Annotated in this window: 15 protein-coding genes; 5 read left to right on the forward strand and 10 right to left on the reverse strand. The window is 58.9% G+C overall.

What is annotated here, in order from left to right; translation table 11 throughout:
• Window positions 1-148 precede the first annotated feature (148 nt).
• The 3 genes from CA85_RS00005 to CA85_RS00015 form a co-directional block, all read right to left on the reverse strand.
• Entirely contained in the window at window positions 149-562 is a 414-nt protein-coding gene (locus CA85_RS00005; RefSeq protein ID WP_146389013.1) for a sulfatase-like hydrolase/transferase, read from the reverse strand.
• Window positions 563-911: 349 nt separating this feature from the next.
• Entirely contained in the window at window positions 912-4,490 is a 3,579-nt protein-coding gene (locus CA85_RS00010) for an exo-alpha-sialidase (protein WP_186774655.1), read from the reverse strand.
• A gap of 363 nt (window positions 4,491-4,853) precedes the next feature.
• A complete protein-coding gene (locus CA85_RS00015) occupies window positions 4,854-5,369 on the reverse strand; it encodes a DinB family protein (protein WP_146389017.1) in 516 nt (171 codons plus the stop codon).
• Between the two features lie 120 nt (window positions 5,370-5,489).
• Here CA85_RS00015 and CA85_RS00020 point away from each other — a divergent pair, with 120 nt between their 5' ends.
• Window positions 5,490-6,314, forward strand: a complete 825-nt coding sequence (locus CA85_RS00020) for an inositol monophosphatase family protein (protein ID WP_146389019.1) — start codon at window positions 5,490-5,492, stop codon at window positions 6,312-6,314.
• Window positions 6,315-6,327: 13 nt separating this feature from the next.
• Here the strand turns inward: CA85_RS00020 and CA85_RS00025 are convergent, their stop codons facing one another.
• The 3 genes from CA85_RS00025 to CA85_RS00035 form a co-directional block, all read right to left on the reverse strand.
• Window positions 6,328-8,151, reverse strand: coding sequence for a sulfatase-like hydrolase/transferase (locus tag CA85_RS00025; protein ID WP_186774656.1), 1,824 nt, complete (start codon window positions 8,149-8,151; stop codon window positions 6,328-6,330).
• 68 nt (window positions 8,152-8,219) lie between these two features.
• On the reverse strand, window positions 8,220-9,872 hold the full coding sequence (locus tag CA85_RS00030) for a permease (RefSeq protein ID WP_246112356.1): 1,653 nt from the start codon (window positions 9,870-9,872) through the stop codon (window positions 8,220-8,222).
• Window positions 9,869-11,173, reverse strand: coding sequence for an outer membrane protein assembly factor BamB family protein (locus tag CA85_RS00035; RefSeq protein WP_146389024.1), 1,305 nt, complete (start codon window positions 11,171-11,173; stop codon window positions 9,869-9,871). Before CA85_RS00035 ends, CA85_RS00030 begins: the two co-directional genes overlap by 4 nt.
• Window positions 11,174-11,529: 356 nt before the next feature.
• Between CA85_RS00035 and CA85_RS00040 the strand changes: the two genes are divergently transcribed.
• Complete coding sequence (locus CA85_RS00040; protein WP_146389026.1) at window positions 11,530-12,300, forward strand: PIG-L deacetylase family protein; 771 nt, start codon at window positions 11,530-11,532, stop codon at window positions 12,298-12,300.
• On the opposite strand, the gene CA85_RS00045 is transcribed toward CA85_RS00040, so the two are convergent.
• Entirely contained in the window at window positions 12,278-13,936 is a 1,659-nt protein-coding gene (locus tag CA85_RS00045) for a hypothetical protein (RefSeq protein WP_146389028.1), read from the reverse strand. The genes CA85_RS00040 and CA85_RS00045 overlap by 23 nt on opposite strands.
• A gap of 77 nt (window positions 13,937-14,013) precedes the next feature.
• Window positions 14,014-15,057 carry a threonine aldolase family protein gene (locus tag CA85_RS00050; protein ID WP_146389030.1) on the reverse strand — a complete coding sequence of 348 codons (1,044 nt, stop codon included), beginning with the start codon at window positions 15,055-15,057 and terminating at the stop codon, window positions 14,014-14,016.
• A gap of 180 nt (window positions 15,058-15,237) precedes the next feature.
• Between CA85_RS00050 and hisD the strand changes: the two genes are divergently transcribed.
• Window positions 15,238-16,605: a histidinol dehydrogenase gene (hisD, locus tag CA85_RS00055; RefSeq protein ID WP_146389032.1), complete on the forward strand. Its 1,368-nt coding sequence runs from the start codon at window positions 15,238-15,240 to the stop codon at window positions 16,603-16,605.
• Window positions 16,606-16,678: 73 nt separating this feature from the next.
• Here the strand turns inward: hisD and CA85_RS00060 are convergent, their stop codons facing one another.
• Window positions 16,679-17,812 carry a S49 family peptidase gene (locus CA85_RS00060; protein ID WP_246112357.1) on the reverse strand — a complete coding sequence of 378 codons (1,134 nt, stop codon included), beginning with the start codon at window positions 17,810-17,812 and terminating at the stop codon, window positions 16,679-16,681.
• Between the two features lie 283 nt (window positions 17,813-18,095).
• Between CA85_RS00060 and CA85_RS00065 the strand changes: the two genes are divergently transcribed.
• The gene (locus CA85_RS00065; RefSeq protein WP_146389034.1) at window positions 18,096-18,485 is read left to right on the forward strand and encodes a nucleotide pyrophosphohydrolase; all 390 of its coding nucleotides are present in this window, start codon (window positions 18,096-18,098) and stop codon (window positions 18,483-18,485) included.
• Here CA85_RS00065 and aspT read toward each other — a convergent pair.
• A complete protein-coding gene (gene aspT / locus CA85_RS00070) occupies window positions 18,466-20,157 on the reverse strand; it encodes an aspartate-alanine antiporter (protein ID WP_146389035.1) in 1,692 nt (563 codons plus the stop codon). The two genes, CA85_RS00065 and aspT, sit on opposite strands and share 20 nt — an antisense overlap.
• A 313-nt stretch (window positions 20,158-20,470) precedes the next feature.
• On the opposite strand from aspT, the gene CA85_RS00075 reads away from it, so the two are divergent.
• Window positions 20,471-22,990: a DUF1592 domain-containing protein gene (locus tag CA85_RS00075; RefSeq protein ID WP_146389037.1), complete on the forward strand. Its 2,520-nt coding sequence runs from the start codon at window positions 20,471-20,473 to the stop codon at window positions 22,988-22,990.

The following is a 22,990-nucleotide window of genomic DNA, read 5'->3' on the forward strand; positions in this document are numbered from 1 at the left end:
GGGATTGAATTTCAGAATCTGCGATTGCTTGAGTGAGGCTTCCGACGATACCTTTGACATCCATGAGGCTTCCTTTCCTGCGGTGTTAGTTTGAGCACCAACATTTTGCAGGAGGAAGCCTCTTTTCATGAATACCAATCTCGCCGGATCACAGGCGCACTACGCGGATCGCACCCCCCGCTTCCTGAAAGTAGGCTGGCATCGTCTTGAAATCACGACACATTGAAAAACGATGAGTCGCTAGGCCAATGTGTCCAGTCTGACGAGTATACAATCCGGTTAAAAACACGGCCCGCGACGGACTGCACACCGAGTACGGCACATAGGCTCGTGCGTAGCGAACTCCTCCCGCTGCTAAACTATCCAGGTGGGGCGTGTGCACGCGACGTTCACCGTAGCACCCCAGGTGCTCGCTGTTGTCTTCCGAAACGATGAACAGAATGTTGGGGCGAGAATCTTGACGCTCGGCCGCGTTGAGAACATTGAAATTGATAGCGACGAATCCTAACAACGCGGTCGCGACAAAGACTGGCAACCGTGTTATGCCCCAACGACAAATCATTTCGAAAATCCATTGCAAGACAAAGATGGATAACGCAAGCGAACGAGTGTGAACGCAATCTGATGCCATGCTATCAGATTGCGGGGTCATGCGATCGATGAAAGCCGTTCGCAGCGATTCGAGGCAAACAAAAATGACGCGAGGTCGGCTAAGCAACACACGATGAATAAGTGTCGGTTTTTGTAGTGGACGCGGCGACGAGTCCTGCGGCTTTGGACTCGTCGCCGCGTCCACTACGACAGAAATTGATCGTGCGTTGCCAAGGCATTTAATCCCCCAACTTCAAAAACCGAAGAGCGTCGAGCGACTGCTTGCAGGCGGGCGATGGCTTGCTATTTAACAACGCCGGTCATTCGTACTGCGTGGAGAATGGCGACGCAGGCAATCCCTTGCTGTTGACGAGGTTGACGGGAGGATCGAGATACGGCAACCAAGCGTAGCGGACATCCACGGGGTGTGCGACGCTCGAACTGGAGACAGAGATAGTACATCGGTCGATAGTTGTCGCGACTGCTGGATGAAAGACGCCGTCGTGGCCGCAGAGTTCGAAATACCGGAGAGTATCGCCATCGGAAGAACGCAGTTCTTTTCCAGCCTGCGTGAACGAGACGATCATCGAATCGTTTTCTCGCTGAGCTGTATCAAACAGCGGCCCCGAATAGGTCGCGTGCACGCCCGACGCGTAGGTTGTGCCCATCGCCCACCTCGCCAGACGCTCGCCCACCGGTTGCTTCAGTCTTGGATGGACATCGGTCCGATGCCCACTGTCGATCGTAATCGCCATGCCGACGTTTTCGATTTGGCGGAGAGCTCGGCGCTGTCCATCGCGAAAGAGCGGCCACTCGGGGCGATCGATCGCGGGCAGTTGCACGAATAGGAACGGGAAATCTCCCTGATTCCATTGACGGCGCCACGTGTTAACTAAGAGTGGAAACAATAGCTCGTGCTGGCGAACCCGTTCGGGCGTTTCAGCGTTTGATTCACCCTGATACCAGACGACCCCTCGTATCGCGTAGGGGATTAGCGGTGCGATTCCAGCGGACCAGAGAAACCCTGGCTTGAAGGGGTGGTTAGGGCCGAATTGATCGCCAGGGACCGTCTCACCGGCCTGGATCGCCTCCTGGAGATTTTGCTGGCCTCGCATTGGGCAGAACTCGCCGAGCAACTCGCTACGGAGCCAGTTCCCAGCGACAATCCCCTTCAATCGAGCATCTTGCTCCATTGCTTCGCGAGGTATCCATGATTCCGCCGGAGAACCACCGACAGCCGGGCAAATCAAACCGACCGGCATATTCAGCTGGTCTTGAAGATACTGACCAAAATACCAAGCGACCGCGGAGAACTCGCGGGCCGCCTCGACCGACGCGACGCTCCACTGGCCGTCGACGAATGCGTCGGGTGCCAGTCGCGGAAGTTCGCCAGGCGAGTAGTTCTGTGGAAGTGCCCGCGGGCCGTCGGTCAGGTCGAGCAGACGTATGCTGTCGTTGCCGTGCCCGGCGAGTTCGGCCAATTCATTTTCTCCACTGGTCGACTGATCCAGGGGCCATTCCATGTTCGACTGACCGGCACATACCCAGACTTCTCCAATCAGCACGTCACTAAGAGAAAGCTGCTCATCACCGGACTGCACCGTCAGTACGATAGGAGCAGACGATGCATTTCGAGGCGCAAAACAGACCTGCCACTCTCCATCGCCGCCTGCCGTCGTCGCGAGGGTGTCGCTGCCAAGCTTCACGGTGACGTTGCTGTTCGCCGCTGCCTTGCCCCATACCGGCAACGGTGCCTCCGCCTGCATCACCATGTGGCTGCCAAAAACTCGAGGAAGCTGCAGAGTTGCCGAATCAGGGTCCGTCGGCACGTCGGCGTCCGCGTGCTCCTCATCGCTGCCACTCGAACCTGCGAGAATGTCGCTCAGCGGAACGCGTTGGAATGTCATGTGGGCCTGACTGCCTTCGTACAAGATCCCGACGGTGTTCTCGTCGATCATGGACATGCATGAGTAACCAGCACCGTTTTCTTCATCAAGTAACAGTCGCTGCTGTTTCGGCCACGTCATTCCGCGGTCGGGTGATGCTTTGATCGTGATGTGATTCCGGCCACGCAGGCTATCGGGATTAGAGAACAGCAACCAACCACCAATGTCCCTTCCAACTTCTCGGTCGGCATCAATCAGACTGGCCATGCACGTCTTCGGTTCGATCAAAGCAATCTCAGACGTCGGGTGCTGTTGCCACGTTTTCCCCATGTCTCGCGTTATCATCACAGCTCGAGCCGACTTCCGGTTGTATCGACAGTTCAGCATCAACACACCCGGTTCTAACTCAATAACCTGAGCCTCCGTGGTGTCATCCAGTGCCCCCGTGCCCGCTTGCCAAGTCGTTCCGTGGTCCTCGGAATAGATGATCGTTGAGTGCGGCAGTCGTTGCTGCTGAGGGGAGTCCTGGTACTGGGCGGCAAACACGATCGTCCCATCGCGCATCGTGATCCCCTTGCCTGGCCCCTGCAGGATAAAACTCCATTCAGGACGCTTGACCTGCTCGGTGATATTGATTGGCTTTGACCAGGTGACACCGTCGTCGTCACTGCGAACGAGCATCAACTGCCCGGTCTCCTCCGGTGCGAGCCCTGGTCCTGAGCCATGCCATGCTCGATCGCCATGACTCCATGTCCCCGCGACCCAGACCGTGTTCGTGTTTCGGTCGACCAGCACCGCGGGGTCGCCAACGCCGTCGTACCTCCACTCGGGGTCGTCGCCCATGTTCAGAATGGCTTTCATTGGCTCCCATGTTCGACCGCCATCGGTCGAACGAGACATTCCAACGTCAATGTCTCCCGGAAGATCGCTGCCACGACGCCTCCGAATATCGTAGACGCCGATCAATGTGCCCTCGTTGGTCGTGGCCAGTCCCGGAATGCGGTAGGTATGCGCACCGTCGTCACCCCGTTGTCGCAAGGCGACTCCCATCCGCTGTCTCGAAATGGGCGAATCGAGCTTGACGGTCTCCTTATTGGAAAACGTAACTTGTTCAACCGACGCGCCGACCTGCTGGTCGATGTCGGCGTCTGCTTTAAGTTGGCAACGAACCCAGACGATGTTCTCGCCTTCATTCAATTCCCGTGACACTCCGAGTTGCGTAGCGGCCGTCTCGGAGAGGCCCGCCGTAGCAACGGAGTCGCCGCCGGCGACCTGCAGTGATTCGATCTGTTCGATGCCTTCGATCCGAGCCCGCACTTCCGTGACGGAGATCGGGTTCAAGATCCCCGTCGTGTCAATCTTCAGCTTAGCGAGGGGGCTGGCTGGGGCACCGACAAGCACTGGCAGCGTGAACGGCACAGCCTCCACTCGAGTAATCTTCTGCTGCTCAGCCGCCGCGATGCGGATGTCATCGATCAAAATCCCGGTGTTCGGAGGACTGGCACACGTGATTCGCAGTTGCTCGATTTGATCGTCGTTGAGTGGTACGATGACCTGACTTAAGAAAGCTCGCCCGACACGCACCGTTGTGTCACCGTTGTGAATTTCTTCCCAGCCATCGCCGGAGTTCTTCTCGATGCGAAACTCGAAGGGTGGCCGAGACGTCCAGCGTTCCGCTCGAAACGAAAGAGCTCCAGACGAGTCCACTGCATCGTTGAGCTGGAGTGTAACAACAGTCTTCTGATCTCCCGTCAGACGCAGACATTGCCGGCCTGTGCTGGCATGCGTTGCATCGACGATGGCGACCCCTGCATCCGACGTCCAGGTACCAACGCCCGTTTCGAATTTCTCAAACTGCCCCGGTTTCGCATCTTCAAAACTGGTGGTCGCGGTCGAGACTGGACGCTCAACGGATTCACCCAATGCCACGCCGATGGAGTTTCGACCGACCGGACTGATGATACAGAAGGCGATTCCCAGCAAACTTGCTGGGAACGAATATAAGGTCCTCATTGCCATGGCTTTCTAAAACGAGTGCAACTATTTGTTGTTTTGCGAATGACCTCACGCACCGGAATCACACTCGCGCCGATTGCCTCTGGATGTGTTCAGTTACGTTTTGGGGTGGCGACACCAGCCACCAAGAATGGCGAGGTTCGGTAGCAAGACTGTCCACGAGCTACGGCACCATTCAAGAGCGAGCACTCACGTCCTCGCCAAATTGCCGGCGCCCGTAGCAGTCGACACGATCGGTTCAGGTTGGAACGCGATCAACGCGCCCCTGTTATAACACCATGCCTGACGGCGTCCAACGCGACACTGAGAAACACGCAGCGATGCATCCCAATTCGTCGTCCAGACCGTTCCTCGCGTACGCTACGCAGGGCCCATTCCCGCGGCGCGACGCCACGCGCTGAGTTGCCCCATGTGCAACATCACGTGACCGCCCAGATAGAAGGCATGCATGGATCCAATCGTTGCGAACTTTTCTCGCATCCGTTCATTGGGATTCTCTTCAGCGAACAGCGCATCGTCGCTCGCTTTGACAGCTTCAATCGCAGCCTGCTGGGCAGCGAAAAACTTATCTGTGATCTCTTCCATCGCGGGGTACACGGTCGCGTCGGGGTCGTCCACACAAGCCACCGATGCCGCAAACAATGCTTCGTACTGGCTCGTCGGGGCGACCGCGCTGGCATCCCCACCCAACTCGGCTACCACGCGACTCGGGTAGAGGCTGAGGTGCCCGAGAATGAATGCCGGATGATTGGACTGGATGACTTGTCCATTGACTTCTGCAAAGCGACCGAACTGCGAGCTGGGAATCCCCTTGAGCAGTTTCTTGCAATTGACCACACCCAACGCTGCCGAATCTGCGATCATCGAACCAATCATCTTGTCGTTCCTACCAAAGAAGAGTTGTTAAATTCAGATATTGAGGCAAGTGAACCACAAAATTGCGATATCATCAATCACGGGCAGGAAAGCAGCTGGAAACCTGATAAGCTCTCACCCATGACCGAATTCCAAGACGAGATGAAGACCGCCGCAGAGGCGGCTCGCGTGGGCGGCGAATGCCTACGCCAATATTTCCACCGGGGTGTCGAGATTCGTGACAAATCCGTGACAGGCGGCAAGTCCTACGATCTCGTCAGTGATGCCGACATTGAGAGTGAGCGGCTGATCGCCGAGGTTTTACATACCGCTTTCCCCGCCCACGCGATCCTCGGCGAGGAGTCACTGCAACAAGGCGATGCCGATGCGGACCATCTCTGGATCATCGACCCGCTCGATGGCACCAACAACTTTGCCCACCGGATCGAGCACTTTGCTGTCTCGGTAGGTTATTACGAACACGGGCGGGCGGTCGTGGGCGCGGTCTACCAACCGCTTCACGATGACCTCTACACCGCAGTCCGAGGCCAGGGTGCGTTTCGAAATGGTCAGCGCGTCCATGCCAGTACCACGGATCGGCTCGGACAAGCCATGATCGGTTGTGGCTTCTACTATGATCGCGGTGCGATGATGCGATCGACCCTGGCTGCGATCGATGAATGCTTCTCCCACGACATCCACGGCATACGTCGCTTCGGGACCGCGTCGCTCGATCTGTGCATGGTCGGCTGCGGACAACTCGATGCGTTCTTTGAATACAATCTCTCTGCATGGGACTTCGCCGCCGCAGCGTTGTTCGTCGAGGAAGCGGGCGGCCAGGTGACCGACGCCTGCGGCAATGAACTGCCCATCGGCAGCACCAGCGTTGTCGCCAGCAACGGGCGACTCCATGAACAAGTGGTCGGGATCACAACCCGGCACCTGCCAGACCCCCACCCCACTTAGAGCCCACCTGGTATCACCGAACGATCCGCTTCATCCAATCACGCAATCTATCCTCATCGGGCGGTCCGATCGGATCACCGTTTCGATCAATCTTGCCATGCGGCTGGATCGTATTGTCGAGTAACGAGAACTCCACGCGAGTCCCCCATCCGTCCCGTGACCGTCTTTCAGCAGGTGGCAATAAAACCAGATTGCGACCGACCAAGTTAGAGATCGAAAAGATACGAGAGCGCAGCGTTTCCTCGGTCGCCGCGCCCAAATCTACGCCATCGAATTGATCCGGCATCGAAACGTCGATCCCAGCAATGGCCAGCAGCGTCGGAAGTATATCCGCGTGCATGGTACGTGCATGGATCGGTCGCGAGGGAACTCCCGGCCCGGTAACCATGGCTGCGGTCTGTGTCTGCGCATGTGATAGTTTCGTACCGTGACCGACGGTACCATCATCGAGAAAAGACTCTCCATGATCGCCAACCAACACGACAACCGCCTCCTCGTGGAATAGGCCCGCCAGCTCTGCGTCGAGCGTGCGGGCGGCATTGCGGTAGCGATTCCAAACGCTCTCACGCCACGACTCTGGAAAAGGGATCGGGTAGTCGGCTGACGCCGAAGGCTGGTCCATCGCCTGGGCATCGTCGACCGCAAAGGGCATATGCGTGCTGTAGAGAAACAAGATGGCGAGACGCGGCGAAGCGAGCGGTCGCAGATCACGATTGCGGAGGAACCTTTTCACCCTCGCAATCGATCGCCGATCGGACTCCAGCCAATCCATGGGCTCGATCTCATACCGGTCGAACTGCTCCGGAGATAGAAACGCGTCCATCTGAAATGCCCGCCAATCATCGTGCCCAGCGAAGAAGCCGAGTTCATATCCGGCTTGCCGAAAGAGCCGATTCAGAGCTGGGGCGAAGCGCACTTGCGATCGATAGAACCAGATCGATTCCAGTCCGCTAACCAAGGAAAACATCCCCAGACTCGTGGCATTTCCCCCCGAGAAATGCTGTTTCAACCACCACCCTGATTGCGCTGCAGCGAATGTGTGAGGCATGACGTCCGGCGCAAGCATTTCGCTGCGGAGGGATTCGCACACAACAATTAGGATATCCGGCCGCGCATCAGGCGGGCCATCTGAGTCCGTCTCTACAACCACGTTCATCCGCATCTGCTGAATCCGACCGCTGACCTGCCCAGCAAATCGGTTGCGGTCAAACGTAAACGGTTCGACCGGCTTGACGATGGACCGATCGTGATCAATTCCGCCAGCCGACGCAGCCATCGGCGCGCCACTCCAAGGGACTGCGTAAAACGGATGACGGGTCGCATGGGCTTGCTGGACTGCCATCCGTTCGATCGGGTCGAAGGTCAGCCAACGCACCGCGCCGCATGCTGCGATCACGAGCAGGCCCCATGATATCGCGTGGCACACACGGTTCACTTGCTCATTTCGAACAGCCAACCGTCCGCAGTGCTTTGACAATACCAACCCGATACCCACATAACCGCCAATAGCCAACAGCGGCACCAACATGCCCCACGAGAAGAACGCCATCAGTCTCGGCAAGTGGTTTCGGGCCAATTCAGCGAAGTCTGCCGAGAAGAAATGCATCCCACTGCTGCGGAAAACCACCACATCCACCGCGAATCCTATCGGCACCCCTACAAACAAATATGGGCCGTACTTCGCAGCGACAGCCGGGCGTCGAACAGACCAAGCCACAGCAATTGACAGCGGAACGAACTGCAGCAATACGCACTGCGCCCCAATCCACACCATCTCACCGAGACCTAGCGATGAGAGTGGCGCCCCCAGCGGATGCAGCACCACCAAAACAAACATCCCCACGCACCAGCAACACCATTGAACCCATAGAGAGCGGCGGAACCTGATAGAGTCCGCAGGGAGCGTCATGGGGCCCCTTCACCCGGCGACCGAAAATCGGCGGGCAAAACCCAAGACCAGGCCCCAACGAACAATCCAGCGAGCGAATAGCCGAGGACATACTGCAGTACCGCTGGCAGTGAATCGGCGGGCAGGGCGAGCGGACTATCCTGGCCCAATAAGAACGGTATGAACAAGCGGTTGCCCTGCAGCGGCGAGTGCATCACTCCTACGAACGATAACCCGGCGCAGAGAAACAACACGCATGCGGCAACTCTGAGTTGGCGGTCAACCATCGCCGCCAGCATCCAAGCCCACAACAAGCCTGTGATGATGAACCCATTGCTCAACATCCGTAGCGTCTGCATGTCGTCTCGCAGCGATTCGCTGGCCAGATCCGCTATTGAAATCCCGGCAGCGAACATGGTCGCATCACCGAAGATACGATCGGGCAAACTGATCGCCAAATACGCCAACGCGGGCAAGCAGGCAATCGCAACAGCGGCGTAGTGCCGACGCGGCGTTGCCTGAAATGTTTGCGAGGTGATCTCCAAACCGATGAAAACCAAGATCGGGTACACGACGGGTGCCGGAATCCACGCGTTGAGCCAAGCGAAGTAGCCAAAGGTTCCCGCCGTCCCCACCAACAGGGCCGTCGCCAAGGTGTACGCCGCCCGGCCGCCCATCGCTTTGTAGGCAGGATGGCCGATGTAAGGCGTCGTTTGAATGACACCGCCCGACAAGCCAGCAATCAGGGTGGCGATGGCCTCAACCCCAATCACGACCCGTGCATCGTATACGTCGCCCACCGATGCAGCGCTCTCGGTGCAATCAATCCCGCCGACGACCGTGACTAATGCAAAGGGCAGGACAAAAGGCAGATACGCAATCGCGGCAGGCAAAGCGTCGATCCATCCACCCCGCCAGCTCTCCATCCACTGCGTCGAAAACCAGTGCACCCCCACAGCCTCGGGAAACTCGTAGCCGAACCAACCCAGAGCACACATCAGATAATAGACTGCACCGGCCACAATCAGAGCCCCTAGTGTTCCGGGTGTGCGTCCCGGCAAGGGCACCTTTCCAATCAGTGTCCCCAGCACAATGACCATGGCCAGGATGCCGGGTATCGGTGATCCCAGAATATGCGTCAAGGGAAAGAAGCTGATCAAGACCAACGCGATCGCAGCGAGAGAACCGAGCAATCCGGCCCGCGGGACAACCGACTGAACCCAATGCGAGAACGGTGCGCAGGCAAGTTTGATGATTGCACAAAAAACGATACACCAAATCCCGATATACCAGGTGTGCGTTGCGGCGGCTTCCACCTCCATCCCTGCTGCGCGCGCTGCAGTGAAGGCGGGCCCCAACACCAACAGGATCATGCCAAAGGTCGAGGGAGTATCCAGCCCCAGCGGCATCGCCGTCACATCGACGCGCTGCTCGCGACGGGCCAACGAGAGCGCAATGAAGAAAAAGGCCAAATCACCTACGAAAACGCCAATAGCGGTGCCCGGAACCATATGGGAAACCGTAAAGGACGCCGGCAATCCGAATCCGGCCAGCAACGCGACCATCAACAACAGTCCCGCCACGTTATCGAGCATCAACCCGAAGAAGGCGTTGATATCTCCAGGCGCCGCCCACCAAATGCGACCTGATGTTTCAGTGCGTTCCATCATGAAGCGGGACTGGGGTTTTCAAACCGGTAGATCGCTTCATCCGTTCGCAGGATCAACGCGTTGTCGATCACCGCGGGCGACGCCATGATCTGTCCTTCGACCTGATTGGTCGTCACCACTTCGCTGTCGTCGCCGAGTGTCAGCACGAATACCTCGCCTTCGTGATTGCCAAAATAAAGGTGGTTTCCCGCGAGGATCGGCGATGCTGAGAACTTGCCGCCCAGCCGTTTCTTCCAAACTCGGTCGCCCGTTTGAGTATCGAAACAAGACGCCACGCCATTGTCATCGACGAGATACAGCAAGCCATCGTGGAGCACCGGCGACGATTTACTGGGGATGCCTTTCTTCACCGCCCACTGCACGTGCGTCGACGTGACATCTCCCTCACCATCGATTCGGCCAGCCCACAACTCAGGGGTATTGAAACCCGTCGCAAAAAAGACCACATCGCCGAGCACGACAGGACGCGGGACGACCGAATAACCCTTGCCATGATACAGCCGCCAATATTCCTCGCCATTCTCCGCGTCATAGGAGACCATCCACTGCGATCCCATGCATAACAATTGCTCACGCCCGAGCGAATCCGTGACGATGACCGGTGTGCAGTACGCTTTCTTTTGATCACCCGTAGGGGCTTCCATCGGCGGACGCTGCTTCGTCCAAACGTCTTGCCCCGTGTCGGCCGCGAGCGCGGTGACGTACTGTTGATCCATCCCATCTTGGATCAGAATCAACCGCCCCTCATGGACGATCGGTGAACTGCCTGGTCCGACGCCATGCTCGAGTGGCAAAGTCCGCTGCCACACAACCTGACCAGAACTCCGGTCCACACAAAATGTCCCATAGGTACCGAAATGGCAGTAGACAGATTGATTATCGATCACCGGTGTCGGTGATGCATACGAATTGGTCGCATGAATCGAATCGGGCGCACGGACCGTGCTCAAATCGATCGTCTTTCGCAGCTCGCCTGTCTCGGCGTCCAAGCTGAGGAGCTTCAATTCAACAACTTCCTCAGCACTGCGTTCGATCGCCGTGGTCAACCAGATGACGTTATCCGCGATCACCGGCGACGACCATGCCCTGCCGGCCAGCGGCGTTTTCCACGTGAGATTCTTGTCATCCCCAAACTCAATCGGTGGCGACTGGTCGACGGCAATCCCGTCGCCACGGGGCCCTCGGAATTCTGGCCAAGTGTCGCTCGCCACTGCGAACCGTTCGCATAGCAAAGCCAACAGCAGGATCGAGCAAACGCCAGCCCATCGGGGCGCGGGGTGCAGACAACAGCGAATCGACATAGCGAATGCACAATACAGTGGTGGGAAAATACGAGAGACTTGCGTCGGAAGGACCCCGCTCAGGATACTCGATTTGGAATCCGACGTGGACGCTCTCCGATCCGCTGGGCTGATCCGCCGGACCGGCCCGGACAAACTTGTTGCGTTTCCGCCCCACGTGTGCGTTGGCTAAACGGACCGCGATGCCCCTAAGCGGCGATACGGGTATCCACAGCGAGGACTCAATTGGCATTGCTACGAACTTGCGATAAATTGACGCCACACACCAAGTTCACGCTGCTTACTGAAGTTGAATCGGAGTATTTCTCGCGTACCGAGAAACCTCTCCGACCGCTATCTCTCGAAAGGATCCCGCCATGCCGTCCGTCCTAGCCATTGCCGCCCATCCCGATGACATCGAGTTTCTCTTTGCGGGAACCATGCTCATGCTCGCTAAACAGGGTTGGGACCTGCACTACATGAACGTGGCCGATGGATCGCGTGGCAGCACGACGATGGATCGAGAGACCTGCGCAGCAACTCGGCTCGCCGAAGCCCAACAGGCCGCCGACTTGATTGGTGCCAAGTTCCACAAACCGATCTGCCACGACATGGAGATCGCCTACACGACCGAGAACTTGCAGAAGGTCACGGCAGTCGTCCGCGAATCGCAGGCTTCAATCGTCCTCGTCCATTCGCCGATCGACTACATGGAAGATCACGAGGTGGCGTGCAAACTCGGTGTCAGCGCTGCGTTCAGCCACGCGATGCCGAACCTGGAAAGCATCCCACCGACACCGCACTACGATGCCCCCGTCACGGTCTATCACGCTCAACCGCTGGGTAACCGACATCCCACCGGCGAGCTCATCCACCCCCATTTCTATGTCGATACCGCCCCGGTGATCGAAAAGAAAACGCAAGCACTGGCATGCCACGCCTCACAGAAACAGTGGCTCGATGAAAGCCAGGGTTTGGAGAGCTATCTCGAAACGATGCTCGACGAATCCAGGCATGTGGGCGAACTCAGTGGCAAGTTTGAACATGCCGAGGGTTGGCGGCGACGCGAACACCGTGGTTTCTGCGGCGAAAATGACGATCCGCTCCGCACCACTCTCCACGACTTCATCGTCGAGTCAAAACAGTAACCCGACCGAAACGGTACCCCTTGATACCGACCGGCAGGCGATTGAACCGATGCGATTGCCGCCGGGTGATCAGAAATCGTGATTGCGAGGCGATGAGATCGGTCGACGAGTGACCGGAATCGTCAGGCGCTGACGGGGCGAGCCACGCCGCAATCGCGTCACGTCCGGCAGCAACGCAGTGCACCCGCTCGCCCAACCGATACGGCCCCGCGGTCACATACCGGAGGTACTCCTCTACTTTGGGATCGGCAACGAGGGTTGGCTGCGTGTTTTGTTCGATCAGGCCTGCGTCGATCCAAACCTGGTCGTCGTCATCGGCGGCATCTCGGACCCAGGCCACTGCGGACCTCCAGTCCTCGCCCCGCCGCGCCAGTTGCGAAACACCGCGACCCCAGGTTGCCAATGCACCCTGAGCGGTCAATAGCAGAGCGAGGCAAGCCGACGCCATCGCGATCTGAACGACAAGCGTTGCCGACTGCGAGAAACAGCGCGTCGCTCCGATGAACCACCCCATCACGGCGCACAACAAGGGCAGCGAAGCGACCAGGTAACGACGATGCCAGAGTGGTACACCCGCGTATGCCGACAAGAGATAGCACACGACGGTCGATCCGATCACACCGGCGAGAACCAGACCTGCCATGAGCAGGTCACGTCGCCTGCCGCTGTCATCGCGAGGCTCCTGAAACGCCCCGCGGCGCAGCCATGAAATGGATGCCCCCAATCGAGCGGCCACCGCCCAGCCGACGACCGGCACAATGACCAGCGCCCCCCAAGGCCACATCCGCCACAGATCACCCCAACCCTGCGTAATGGCAAAGGAATTCCAATTGTCTCGCGATTGCCATAGCTCCCCGTGGGACCAGATCCACAAAACTGCACCCACTATCCAAATCACTCCAGCGGCAACATGCGTGATCCCGATCGCGCGACGCGAAGGCGCATGAGCGCGATGCCGCCACAGATCATAGATCGCGAAAACCATCAACTGGGGCGCGAGCACGATCAGCGAGGTGACATGCACCGCCGCAGCAAACATCACCAATCCATGCAATGCGGCACGCCCCCAGCATCCACGCGGTTGCACGAACTCCGGTGAAGCGGGATTCCGCGAAGCGGCATCGCTCCCGATCGGCAGCGTGTTGCCGGGCGTTTCAGCTTCGATCGAATAGCCGGTGAGCGTCAGATGGCGGGCGAGAGCCAGAGCTGCGGTGGTGATGAGCATGATCGCGGCATAGGGACGCAGCTCGGTGCCGAAGAAGATCGCATCGCGTTGTAACGCGAATGCCAACCCCGCCGCGATACCACCGACCAATGTGTTGCGTGTTGGCGAAAACCGACCGCCACGTGCTGCGTCCGAACTTGGATTTCGGGACGGCGGACGCCACGCTCTCGAGCGGATGCCTGTACCGCTCACGATCGCGACCAGCCAAGCCGCCGACAAGGACGTCATGAGGACACTCGTCGCCCGCAGCGTCGCCTCGATGCCATAGACGGCTACGAGACTCGCCGGTACGAGATGCCGCCACAGGTACAGGGCGATAAAGTACGCAGGCTGTTGATTGCCGATCGCCGCCCGCTCACCGACCTGGCCCAAGGTACCAGCGATGCACCACGCCGAGTGAAGTTCATCCACCCAAAAACTCTCACCACAGGATGGCCATCGCACCGCAACGGCGACTACGAAAACACTGACAAGGGCAGCGAACCGGATCAATGGGACGCGCTCGCTTCACCGAGGATGCCTTGCAGAATGCGACACGCCTGGTCGATCTGCTCGGCGGTCACATCCATGTGCGTCACGAACCGAATGATCTCATCGCCCATCGCGAAACTATCCACGCCTGCCTCGTACAAACGCGATTGCAGTGCAGCAGCGGAGCCCCAAGCCGGATCGACCACGAGCATGACGATATTCGTATCCACCCGCCCGCCCCGCACGCTGACTGCGGAGAAGTCGGACGTGGCGTCGGCGAGCTGCCGTGCCGCTTCGTGGTCGAACGACAAACGATCGCGATGATGGTGTAGCGCGTGCAGAGCTCCCGCGGCAATGATCCCGGCTTGCCGCATCGCTCCTCCAAACAACTTGCGCGCCCGACGGGCCTGCTCAATCAGTCCCCGCGAGCCCGCCAACGCGGAACCCACCGGCGCGCCGAGCCCCTTGCTAAAACAGACACTGACCGAATCGAATGACGCCGCCATCTGTGATGGATCCAGCCCCTTGGCTACGGCCGCGTTCCAGATCCTCGCCCCATCGAGGTGCGTCTTCAAGGAGTGTTCGTGAGCCCAGTGGCAGACCGACTCGATCGTCTCCTGGGGGATCACGAGACCACCCCAACGATTGAGAGTGTTCTCCAGACACAATAGCCGGGTGCGGACCATATGGTCATTCTCGGGACGGATCGCTCCACGAACATGCTCGACTTCCAACACCCCCTCGCGGCCCACAATCGGCTGGGCGACCAACCCAGACAACTGAGCAAACGCACCCTGTTCGTATTGATAGATATGACAATCCGCCTCACATAGGAACTCGCTACCACGGTCACAGTGAAGGCGAACACCGATCTGGTTCGCCATCGATCCGCTGGGCATGAACAAGGCGGATTCCTTGCCCAATATCGAGGCGGTTTCTCGCTCGAGCTGTTCGACGGTGGGATCGACATCAATCACGCCATCTCCCACGCAGGCGTTCGCCATGGCCTGACGCATCTCAGGCGTTGGTTGGGTGACCGTATCACTTCGCAAATCGATCATGACAGAGACGTCCGAGAGGGCGTGAGAATGATGGTGATCCCCGGCAACGGGATTGACCTTTTCGGTTGGGCTCTTAGCAAAACAAGGGTGGCAACGCTAAGATGGACGCCTAGATTATCGCACAGAATCCTGCCGCTCCACCACCACACCTCCACCGCAATCGGCCTTCAAGCTATCGTCATGACCCAACCCACTGATTCCATGATTCGATTCGTTGATGCGCGTCAGGGCGGCGACGAGGTACTCGCCCAACTGCGTGAGAAGCTCAGCCCGCGTGGTGACTTGGTCAGCCCTCGGGGGCGTGAATTAACCCAAGCGGTCTTTGGCAAACCCCTGACACCCGTTGAGGTGGTCGACACGATCTGCCGCGATGTCCAGGCTGAGGGAACGACGGCTCTGCTGCGTTACACGAGTGCCCTCGATGGCGCCGATCTCAGCGGCGAAACCTTGCGTGTCCCCGCCGCCGACCTGGCGGCCGCTCACGCGGCAGCCGATCCCGATTTCCTCGAGTCTGTTCGGCGAATCCGCGACAACATTATCCAATTCCAAACCGCGATCCGACACAGTGACGTCAGCATCGAACCGCGGCAGGGCGTGCGATTGACACAGCGTTACGTGCCGCTGCGCCGGGTAGGGATCTGTGTCCCCGGCGGCGCCGCGGCCTACCCCTCGACCGTGCTGATGACGGCCGTCCCCGCCCAAGTCGCTGGCGTTGACGAAATCGCGGTGGTAGCGCCGCCGACGCCCTTTGGTGCCTACAACAACGACATGCTCGCAACCTGCCACGAACTCGGGCTCCGCGAAGTCTATCGGTGCGGGGGAGCTCAAGCGGTTGCCGCGATGGCGTTCGGCTGCGATGCACTTCCCGCCGTGGACAAAATTGTCGGCCCGGGAAACCTATTCGTCGCATTGGCCAAGAAGCAGGTCTTCGGCACAGTGGATATCGATTCATTCGCAGGCCCGAGCGAAGTCATTGTGCTAGCAGACGAAACCGCAAACCCCGCATTCGTGGCCGCGGACTTGCTCGCTCAAGCCGAGCACTCCCCGGGCTCGGCGATTCTGATTACGTGGCACGCCGACTTGATCGAGCCCGTTCAAACCGAGCTGCGAAGGCAATTGGCTGATCTCCAGCGAAGCGATTTGGTGCGCGACGCACTAGCCGATTTCGGCGCCCTGATCCTGGTGCGAGACGCCGAGCAAGCCTGTCAGCTCACCGATTCGTTCGCCCCCGAACACCTGCATATCGAAACAGCTGCCCCTGACGACTTGATCGCCGAAATTCGCAACAGTGGCGCCGCTTTTCTCGGCCACCACACCCCGGTGGCGTTGGGCGACTACGCTGCCGGGCCCAGCCATGTGCTGCCGACCGGGGGGACCTGCAAATGGGCTGAGGGATTGTCTGTGAACAGCTTCCTGCGATCGGGCAGCGTCACCTCCTTTGCTCCCGATGCGACGCAAGCCATCGCGGCCGATGTCGTCCGATTGGCCGAGAAGGAAGGGCTCACTGCGCATGCCAAAAGTGTTTCGGTACGTGGCTCGGTCGATTAACCTCACAGCGTAGCTCAGCAGAATTGAGACAAGCAGTCGACGGGATCGCCATCGCCCAATCGGTGCCTGCTGGTCAACCTGCGGCCGTCACGAAACTGGGTTCGGGCTGCCAGAGATAGAGGAAGGTCGGCATCTTGGCGCGATCGAGGCCAGGAATGCTGATCGGCAGCAACGAACTCATCGGCGAGTTCGGAGTGACATCAAATTCACTCAGGGCTCGATCATTGTCGCGGCGTAGCAATACCACGGGTGCGTTGCCAGCCAACCCCGCCATCCGCCCCGCGATATCGATCGCGTCATCGAGATACCCGGTACTGTCGACCAAGCCTTGCTCGACCGCCTGCATGCCGGTCCAAACGCGCCCATCAAAAATCTCGTTGGGATCGAATGAGGCGACTGCGCCAGCATTCTCAGCGTCCCGTTCTTGGTCGCTCAGCCCCAGCGTCAGAGGCGACTCTTGGGCCGGCAGCCTCGCACCCCGAGAGCGTTTGACTTGCTCGATGAAGCGTTCATGAAACTGGTCCGCCATCGCTTGCAAAATCGCCCGCTCGGGGATCTCCATCGTCCGCTGCGGGGACCCCAGATCAATTTTGTCGCCCGACTTCACAGGCACGGGGACAATGTTGTATTGCCCCAGCGTATCTTCCATGTTGTAGCTATTGAGAATCACGCCGATTCCGCCCACCACCGATGTCGGATGAGCGACAATCTGGTCGGCATGGGTCGCCAGATAGTACCCACCGCCACACCCCGTCGTCATCAAACATGCCACGATGGGAATGTCTCGGCACTGTTTCAATCGAGCCACATCATGGGCGAGAATATCCGTAGCGGTCACGCCTCCGCCGGGCGTATTGATCCGCAGGACCACCGCCGAGATGGAGCCGTCACATTCAATCCGACGCATCTTCTCTCGAAACACCGCCACGGGGTTCTCACCCATGGAGTTGAGGCCACTGAAATTTCGATTCACGATCAGGCCGTCCACATCCACAATCGCAATCCGGCCACTCGTATGATCGGCGTGCCCATCAATCACGACGCTCTGAATGGGGGAGGCGGTGTTGTCGGTACGGGTCACCGTCACCATCTCACCGTTCATCTGAATGTCACCATCAACTCCCATGTTGCCAGCCAGATTCATGTTGCCACCGACGAGCGCCCGAATTGGCGATTGACACCCCACGACCGATACGACGAGTGCCACGAACCCGCATCGCAGCGCGGAGATCTTGGTTGAGCAGACGTGTCGACACGAGTGGCGGTAGCGAGTGATCAGCGAAAACATACGAGTCCATTCGTAGGGATCTGCGGGAACCGAGTGGGTGCATGGAAACTGCCTATCGGTTTCTTCGTCATCGACCATCATTGCAGGGCCTCCCGATCTGAACTGCCAATTCGATCGCGACCGGCGCATTCCCACCAAGGCGTACAATGGGCACACTTCCCCTCACCCAACAAACCCCTCACCGCCCTCCAAAGTCATCCCGATGAAAGAATCGCACGCCGGCACCGACGACGCCCCTACCGACGACGAAACTACCCTGACTCAGCTCAAACGCGTCGTAGATGATTTCGTCGACGAGCGAGATTGGCACGCATTTCACAACCCGAAGAACCTCGCCATGTCCTTAGCGATTGAGACGGCGGAGCTAATGGAACACTTTCAATGGCTCACGGCCGAGCAATCTCTCGCCGTGATGGATGCGCCCGAATCTCGCGAGGCGGTCGGCGAGGAGGTCGCCGATTGCCTCGCCTACCTGCTGGCGATCGCCAACAGGCTCGACATCGACCTTTCGACGACCCTCCGCGCCAAGATGATCCGAAATGCGGAGAAGTACCCCGTCTCGGACACGCCCCCTAAACCGTCAGCACGATGACGGGCCCGAGCAGAGTGAGCAGGACATTGGAGATCGCGTAAGGGACGGTGTACCCCAACACAGGCAGTTCACTGTCGGCTTCGGCCACCGAAGCGTTAAGGGCTGCCGTGCAGGTCAACAGACCACCCAGTGCCCCGGTCACGAGTACCGGATCCATGCCGACGACAAAACGCGCGTAGAGCATCGAGGCAATCATCGGGACGAGCACCACGAAGATGGAAAGCAAAGGAAGCAACACGCCACGCTCACTGATCACGTCCCAGGCCTGCGGCCCCGCAGCCAAGCCGACACTGGCGATGAAGACCGCCAAACCGAAATCGCGGAGATGCAGTGCGGTTGCCGGAGGCAGGTTTCCGACGGTCTGATAGTGCGATTTCAACCAACCGAAAACGAGCCCGGACACAAGACATCCGCCGCCGATGCCCAGCGAGACGGGAGAGCCCGCAATCGATATCGAGACACTACCAATGAGCATCCCGGCAATAATCCCCAACGCCAAGTAGATGTAATCGACCGCGTCGCTCGGTTCGATCTGATATCCGAGTTCATCGGCGACCCGGTCGACGGCTTCAGGCATGCCCACCAATCGCACCACGTCCCCACGCTGGACCTCTGTTTGGGGGTACAGCGGTATCTCGCGGTTCATCCGCATCAGTTCGATTGCATAGACGCCATGTTGCTTTTCAGGATCGATCGACTGGCGCAGTTCGCCCACGGTCGTGCCGTTGCGATTGACCCGGGTCACAACCACGTCCCGAACTTCGCCGATCAATCCTTTGGTCAATCGCTTCTCGGTGGATTCCGGCCCCAGCATTCTGCCGGCGGCGACGACGGCAGAAGGCAGCCCCAACAGCGTGACCATGTCCCCGGCCTGAAGCTCCAGATCGGGACCGACCCCAATCGCTTCTTGATTACGATCAATCGACTGGATCGTGACTGCGTGACCAAAACGAGACCTCAGGGCGCCCACGGTGGTGCCCGCCCCGACGTCGGAGTGCGTCTCGTAAACCCGGCCGACGATATCTCGCAAAAATTCGAATTGCCCCGGATGCAGCCGCGTCGTGCTCCCCAGTTTCCGCTCCAGTTCTTGAGCCGATTCACTCAGGTTCTTCACCCCCATCAACTTCGGCGCGATCCGACTGGCAAAGGTCACCACAAGAATCAACCCAAATAGGTACGTCACCGCATAGGTCACAGCAATGTTGTTCTCCAGTTGGTCGACCTCGGCATCGGGCAAATCGAGATTCCGCAGCGCTTCGCCCGCCGTCCCGATCGATGCCGATTCGGTGGTCGCCCCGGCCAGCAGTCCTGCTGCCGTACCTTTATCGAGCCCGAAGACTTGCGCCAAAACCCAGATCGTGAAGAAAATCACGAATGCGGAGAAAAATGCGAGATGAACTTGGCCCAGCGTCTTGCGACCAAGGCTGCCGAAGAACTGTGGGCCGCTGACAAAGCCAAGTGAATAAATAAACATCGCAAAGGCGAACGACTTGATGTTCTCATCGGTCTCGACACCGAACAGTCCGATCCCGATCGCAGCCAGCAGCGTGCCCCCAAGCCCCCCCAGCGAGAAGGGCCCGATGCGGACTTTGCCAATCGCATAGCCGATCGCGATGGCGAGAAAGAGCGGCAGAATCGGTCCGTCAGTAATGAAGTTGCGAAGGAATTCCATGAATTTTACTTTCCTGCCTGTTCAGACGCGCGACCATGCCATGTGCCTCCGACGCCCCCCATTGAGGCGCGGCGAGGCGATAGAACTGCTGTCGGCAGCAACTCCCGCAAGATCCAATTGGCATCGGAAATCCCGCACGACCGGAACCGACATGAGCGGCGAGACGTCATAGGATACTCCGAAAAAAGCTGAATTTCGTTTCCCATGAGTGATTCAATGCGTTAAAATGGCCGCCCCTCCCCGATGACTGCATCTCTTCCTCCCCCACCCTCAGCAGTTGTTTCCCCACCTCAAAACCACCGATGTGTAGATCATGCGTGCTTTCTCTAGCCTGCCGATCGTCGCCCCGTGGCTGATTCTAGGGCTGATCTTATGGACGCCGGGCGTCAGTGTGGCGCAGACTCCCGCCGCGGGTGAAATCCCCCAATCCTCCGTGGATTTTTTGCAGGAGCACTGCCTGGACTGTCATGACGGCCCGGATGGTGAAGGCGGGATGGATGTCACGTCGCTGGTCACAAACCTCGACGATCCGGCTGACTATGAAACCTGGGTGCGGGTCTACGACCGAATCGAGAAAGGTGAGATGCCGCCTCCAGAGGACGGTGCCTTGGATCGCCAAGAACTGGAATCGTTCCTCCCACCGACCGGGGATGCCCTCGAGACCGCCGCCCGCTTCTACCGCCAGCGTGATGGCCGCGTCCAGGGCCGCCGCCTGACCAATCTGCAGCTCCAACGCACTCTCCAAGACCTGCTCCGGATCGACGTCCCGTTGGCGAGATTGATGCCGCCCGAGTCGCGATCGAACGGGTTCGTGCATTTGGCAGACGCCCAAACGATGTCTCACTTCCAGTTGAAAACTCATCTGCGGGTGATCGACGCCGCCCTCGACGCGACGATCGATCGCGCGACACGCCCGTCCCGCGATCTGTCGCTCGATTACGCTCCAGCAAAAATCGCGAGAAAGAAACCCGGCCAGCGCAACCGCGAGCCCGAACTCCGCAAAGGACTCGCGGTGACCTGGTCGAGCGGCTTGATTTTCTATGGTCGTATCAGCTCAACGACAGTGCGTGATCCGGGCTGGTACCGGATCACGGTGACAGCATCGGCGGTCAAACCGACTGCCGGATCGAACTCCAAGACGCCCCCAACTACGGCGACCGAACCGGGTGTTTGGTGCAGCGTCCGCAGCGGAGAATGCGTTTCTCACTCGCCGCTGCTGAACTGGATCGGCTCGTTCCGTGCGACCCAAGAGCCACAAACGATGACCTGGGACGCCTGGTTGTCGGCGGACCACAAACTGGAGATTCGTCCCGCCGACATGACGCTGCCGCGCGCGGGGTTCCAGGGAGGTCAAGTCGGCTTTGGCGAAGGCGAAGACAAAAACGTACCAGGGGTGGCGATTCATCACCTCACCATGGAACGGATCCATCCCGCTGGCGAGGTCAACACCGTCCGACGGGCGTTGTTCGGCCGCGACTCACTGCACTTCAGCAAGCAGGCCAAACGCAGCCTCCCGAATCTTTCGAAACTCGACGATGCCGATGTCTCAGGGCGATTGTCGCAGCAGATCCAGCGTTTCTCTCAGCTGGCGTTTCGCCGACCGACCGAGCGGGAGGCATGGCAGCCCTATGCGGATTTCACTGTTGCAGCGTGGCATCAGAGCATGGCCGAAGGCGCCGACCGTGAACACGCCTACGTCGAAGCCCTGCGGGCGGGTTACCGCGCGGTGCTGTGCTCTCCCAGGTTTCTCTATCTCTGCGAATACACCGATGGGGAAGGGCGATTGGACAATTGGTCGGTCGCGTCCCGGCTCAGCTATTTCTTGTGCGGTTCGATGCCCGATGAGCAACTCCGCGACGCCGCGGCCGAGGGTGAACTGAACTCCGCGAGCGAATTGCAGCATCACACCGACCGCTTGCTCGCAACGCCACGTGGCCAGCGATTCATTGAGAACTTCGCCTCCCAATGGCTTGACCTCACTGAGATCAATGACACGGAACCTGACCGCCGCCTGTTTCGCGACTTCGACCTGCTGGTCCAAAACGCGATGCTGCAAGAGACCCATCTGTTCCTACAAAAGCTGCTTGACGAAAATCGCCCCGTGGCTCAGCTGATCGATAGTGACGAGACATTTCTCAACGAGCGTTTGGCGCGTTACTACGGTATCGATGAGAGCGAGATTCTAGACGACGTTTCCCTCGACGATCAGATGCGATGCGTCTCGCTCGATCGAACGACGCACCGCGGTGGTTTGCTCAGCCATGGCTCGGTATTGAAGGTCACGGCCAACGGCAATGATACCTCACCGGTGCTACGTGGGGTTTGGGTTTGCGAGCGTTTGCTGGGAGAGGAGATTCCGCCACCGCCCAGCAATATCCCGGCGGTCGAACCCGATATTCGTGGTGCAACGACCATCCGTGAATTGCTCGCCAAACACGCATCGGACGCATCTTGTGCGTCCTGCCATCGCCACTTTGACCCTCCTGGATTTGCCATGGAGGTCTTCGACGCGGGCGGACAATGGCGTGATCGTTATCTGCAACTCAAAGGCAAGAAGTACCAACGCGGGCCCCGCGTCGACCCCAGCTACACGATGACCGATGGACAGTCCTTTGAGACCTTCGACGAGTTCCGTCAGCTCGTCGCTGCGGACGATGAACGACTCGCCGCGAACCTAGCATCTCAGCTCCTCGTGTACGCCACCGCCGCCAAAATCCAATTTTCGGACCGTCCAGTACTCCGTCAAATCGTCGATCAGACGCGGTCGACTGGCTACGGATTCCGCTCGATCCTGCACGCGGTCGTGGCGTCGGATACATTCCTTAATAAGTAG

It is taken from the genome of Allorhodopirellula solitaria, assembly GCF_007859855.1.
Classification (GTDB): domain Bacteria; phylum Planctomycetota; class Planctomycetia; order Pirellulales; family Pirellulaceae; genus Rhodopirellula; species Rhodopirellula solitaria.

What these genes read in the sequence shown, in the direction of transcription:
- CA85_RS00005 (WP_146389013.1), bottom strand. Translation starts at nt 562, where the DNA reads ATGATTTGTCGTTGGGGCATAACACGGTTGCCAGTCTTTGTCGCGACC.
- CA85_RS00010 (WP_186774655.1), bottom strand. Translation starts at nt 4,490, where the DNA reads ATGAGGACCTTATATTCGTTCCCAGCAAGTTTGCTGGGAATCGCCTTC.
- CA85_RS00015 (WP_146389017.1), bottom strand. Translation starts at nt 5,369, where the DNA reads ATGATTGGTTCGATGATCGCAGATTCGGCAGCGTTGGGTGTGGTCAAT.
- CA85_RS00020 (WP_146389019.1), top strand. Translation starts at nt 5,490, where the DNA reads ATGACCGAATTCCAAGACGAGATGAAGACCGCCGCAGAGGCGGCTCGC.
- CA85_RS00025 (WP_186774656.1), bottom strand. Translation starts at nt 8,151, where the DNA reads ATGTTTGTTTTGGTGGTGCTGCATCCGCTGGGGGCGCCACTCTCATCG.
- CA85_RS00030 (WP_246112356.1), bottom strand. Translation starts at nt 9,872, where the DNA reads ATGATGGAACGCACTGAAACATCAGGTCGCATTTGGTGGGCGGCGCCT.
- CA85_RS00035 (WP_146389024.1), bottom strand. Translation starts at nt 11,173, where the DNA reads ATGTCGATTCGCTGTTGTCTGCACCCCGCGCCCCGATGGGCTGGCGTT.
- CA85_RS00040 (WP_146389026.1), top strand. Translation starts at nt 11,530, where the DNA reads ATGCCGTCCGTCCTAGCCATTGCCGCCCATCCCGATGACATCGAGTTT.
- CA85_RS00050 (WP_146389030.1), bottom strand. Translation starts at nt 15,057, where the DNA reads ATGATCGATTTGCGAAGTGATACGGTCACCCAACCAACGCCTGAGATG.
- hisD (WP_146389032.1), top strand. Translation starts at nt 15,238, where the DNA reads ATGACCCAACCCACTGATTCCATGATTCGATTCGTTGATGCGCGTCAG.
- CA85_RS00065 (WP_146389034.1), top strand. Translation starts at nt 18,096, where the DNA reads ATGAAAGAATCGCACGCCGGCACCGACGACGCCCCTACCGACGACGAA.
- aspT (WP_146389035.1), bottom strand. Translation starts at nt 20,157, where the DNA reads ATGGAATTCCTTCGCAACTTCATTACTGACGGACCGATTCTGCCGCTC.
- CA85_RS00075 (WP_146389037.1), top strand. Translation starts at nt 20,471, where the DNA reads ATGCGTGCTTTCTCTAGCCTGCCGATCGTCGCCCCGTGGCTGATTCTA.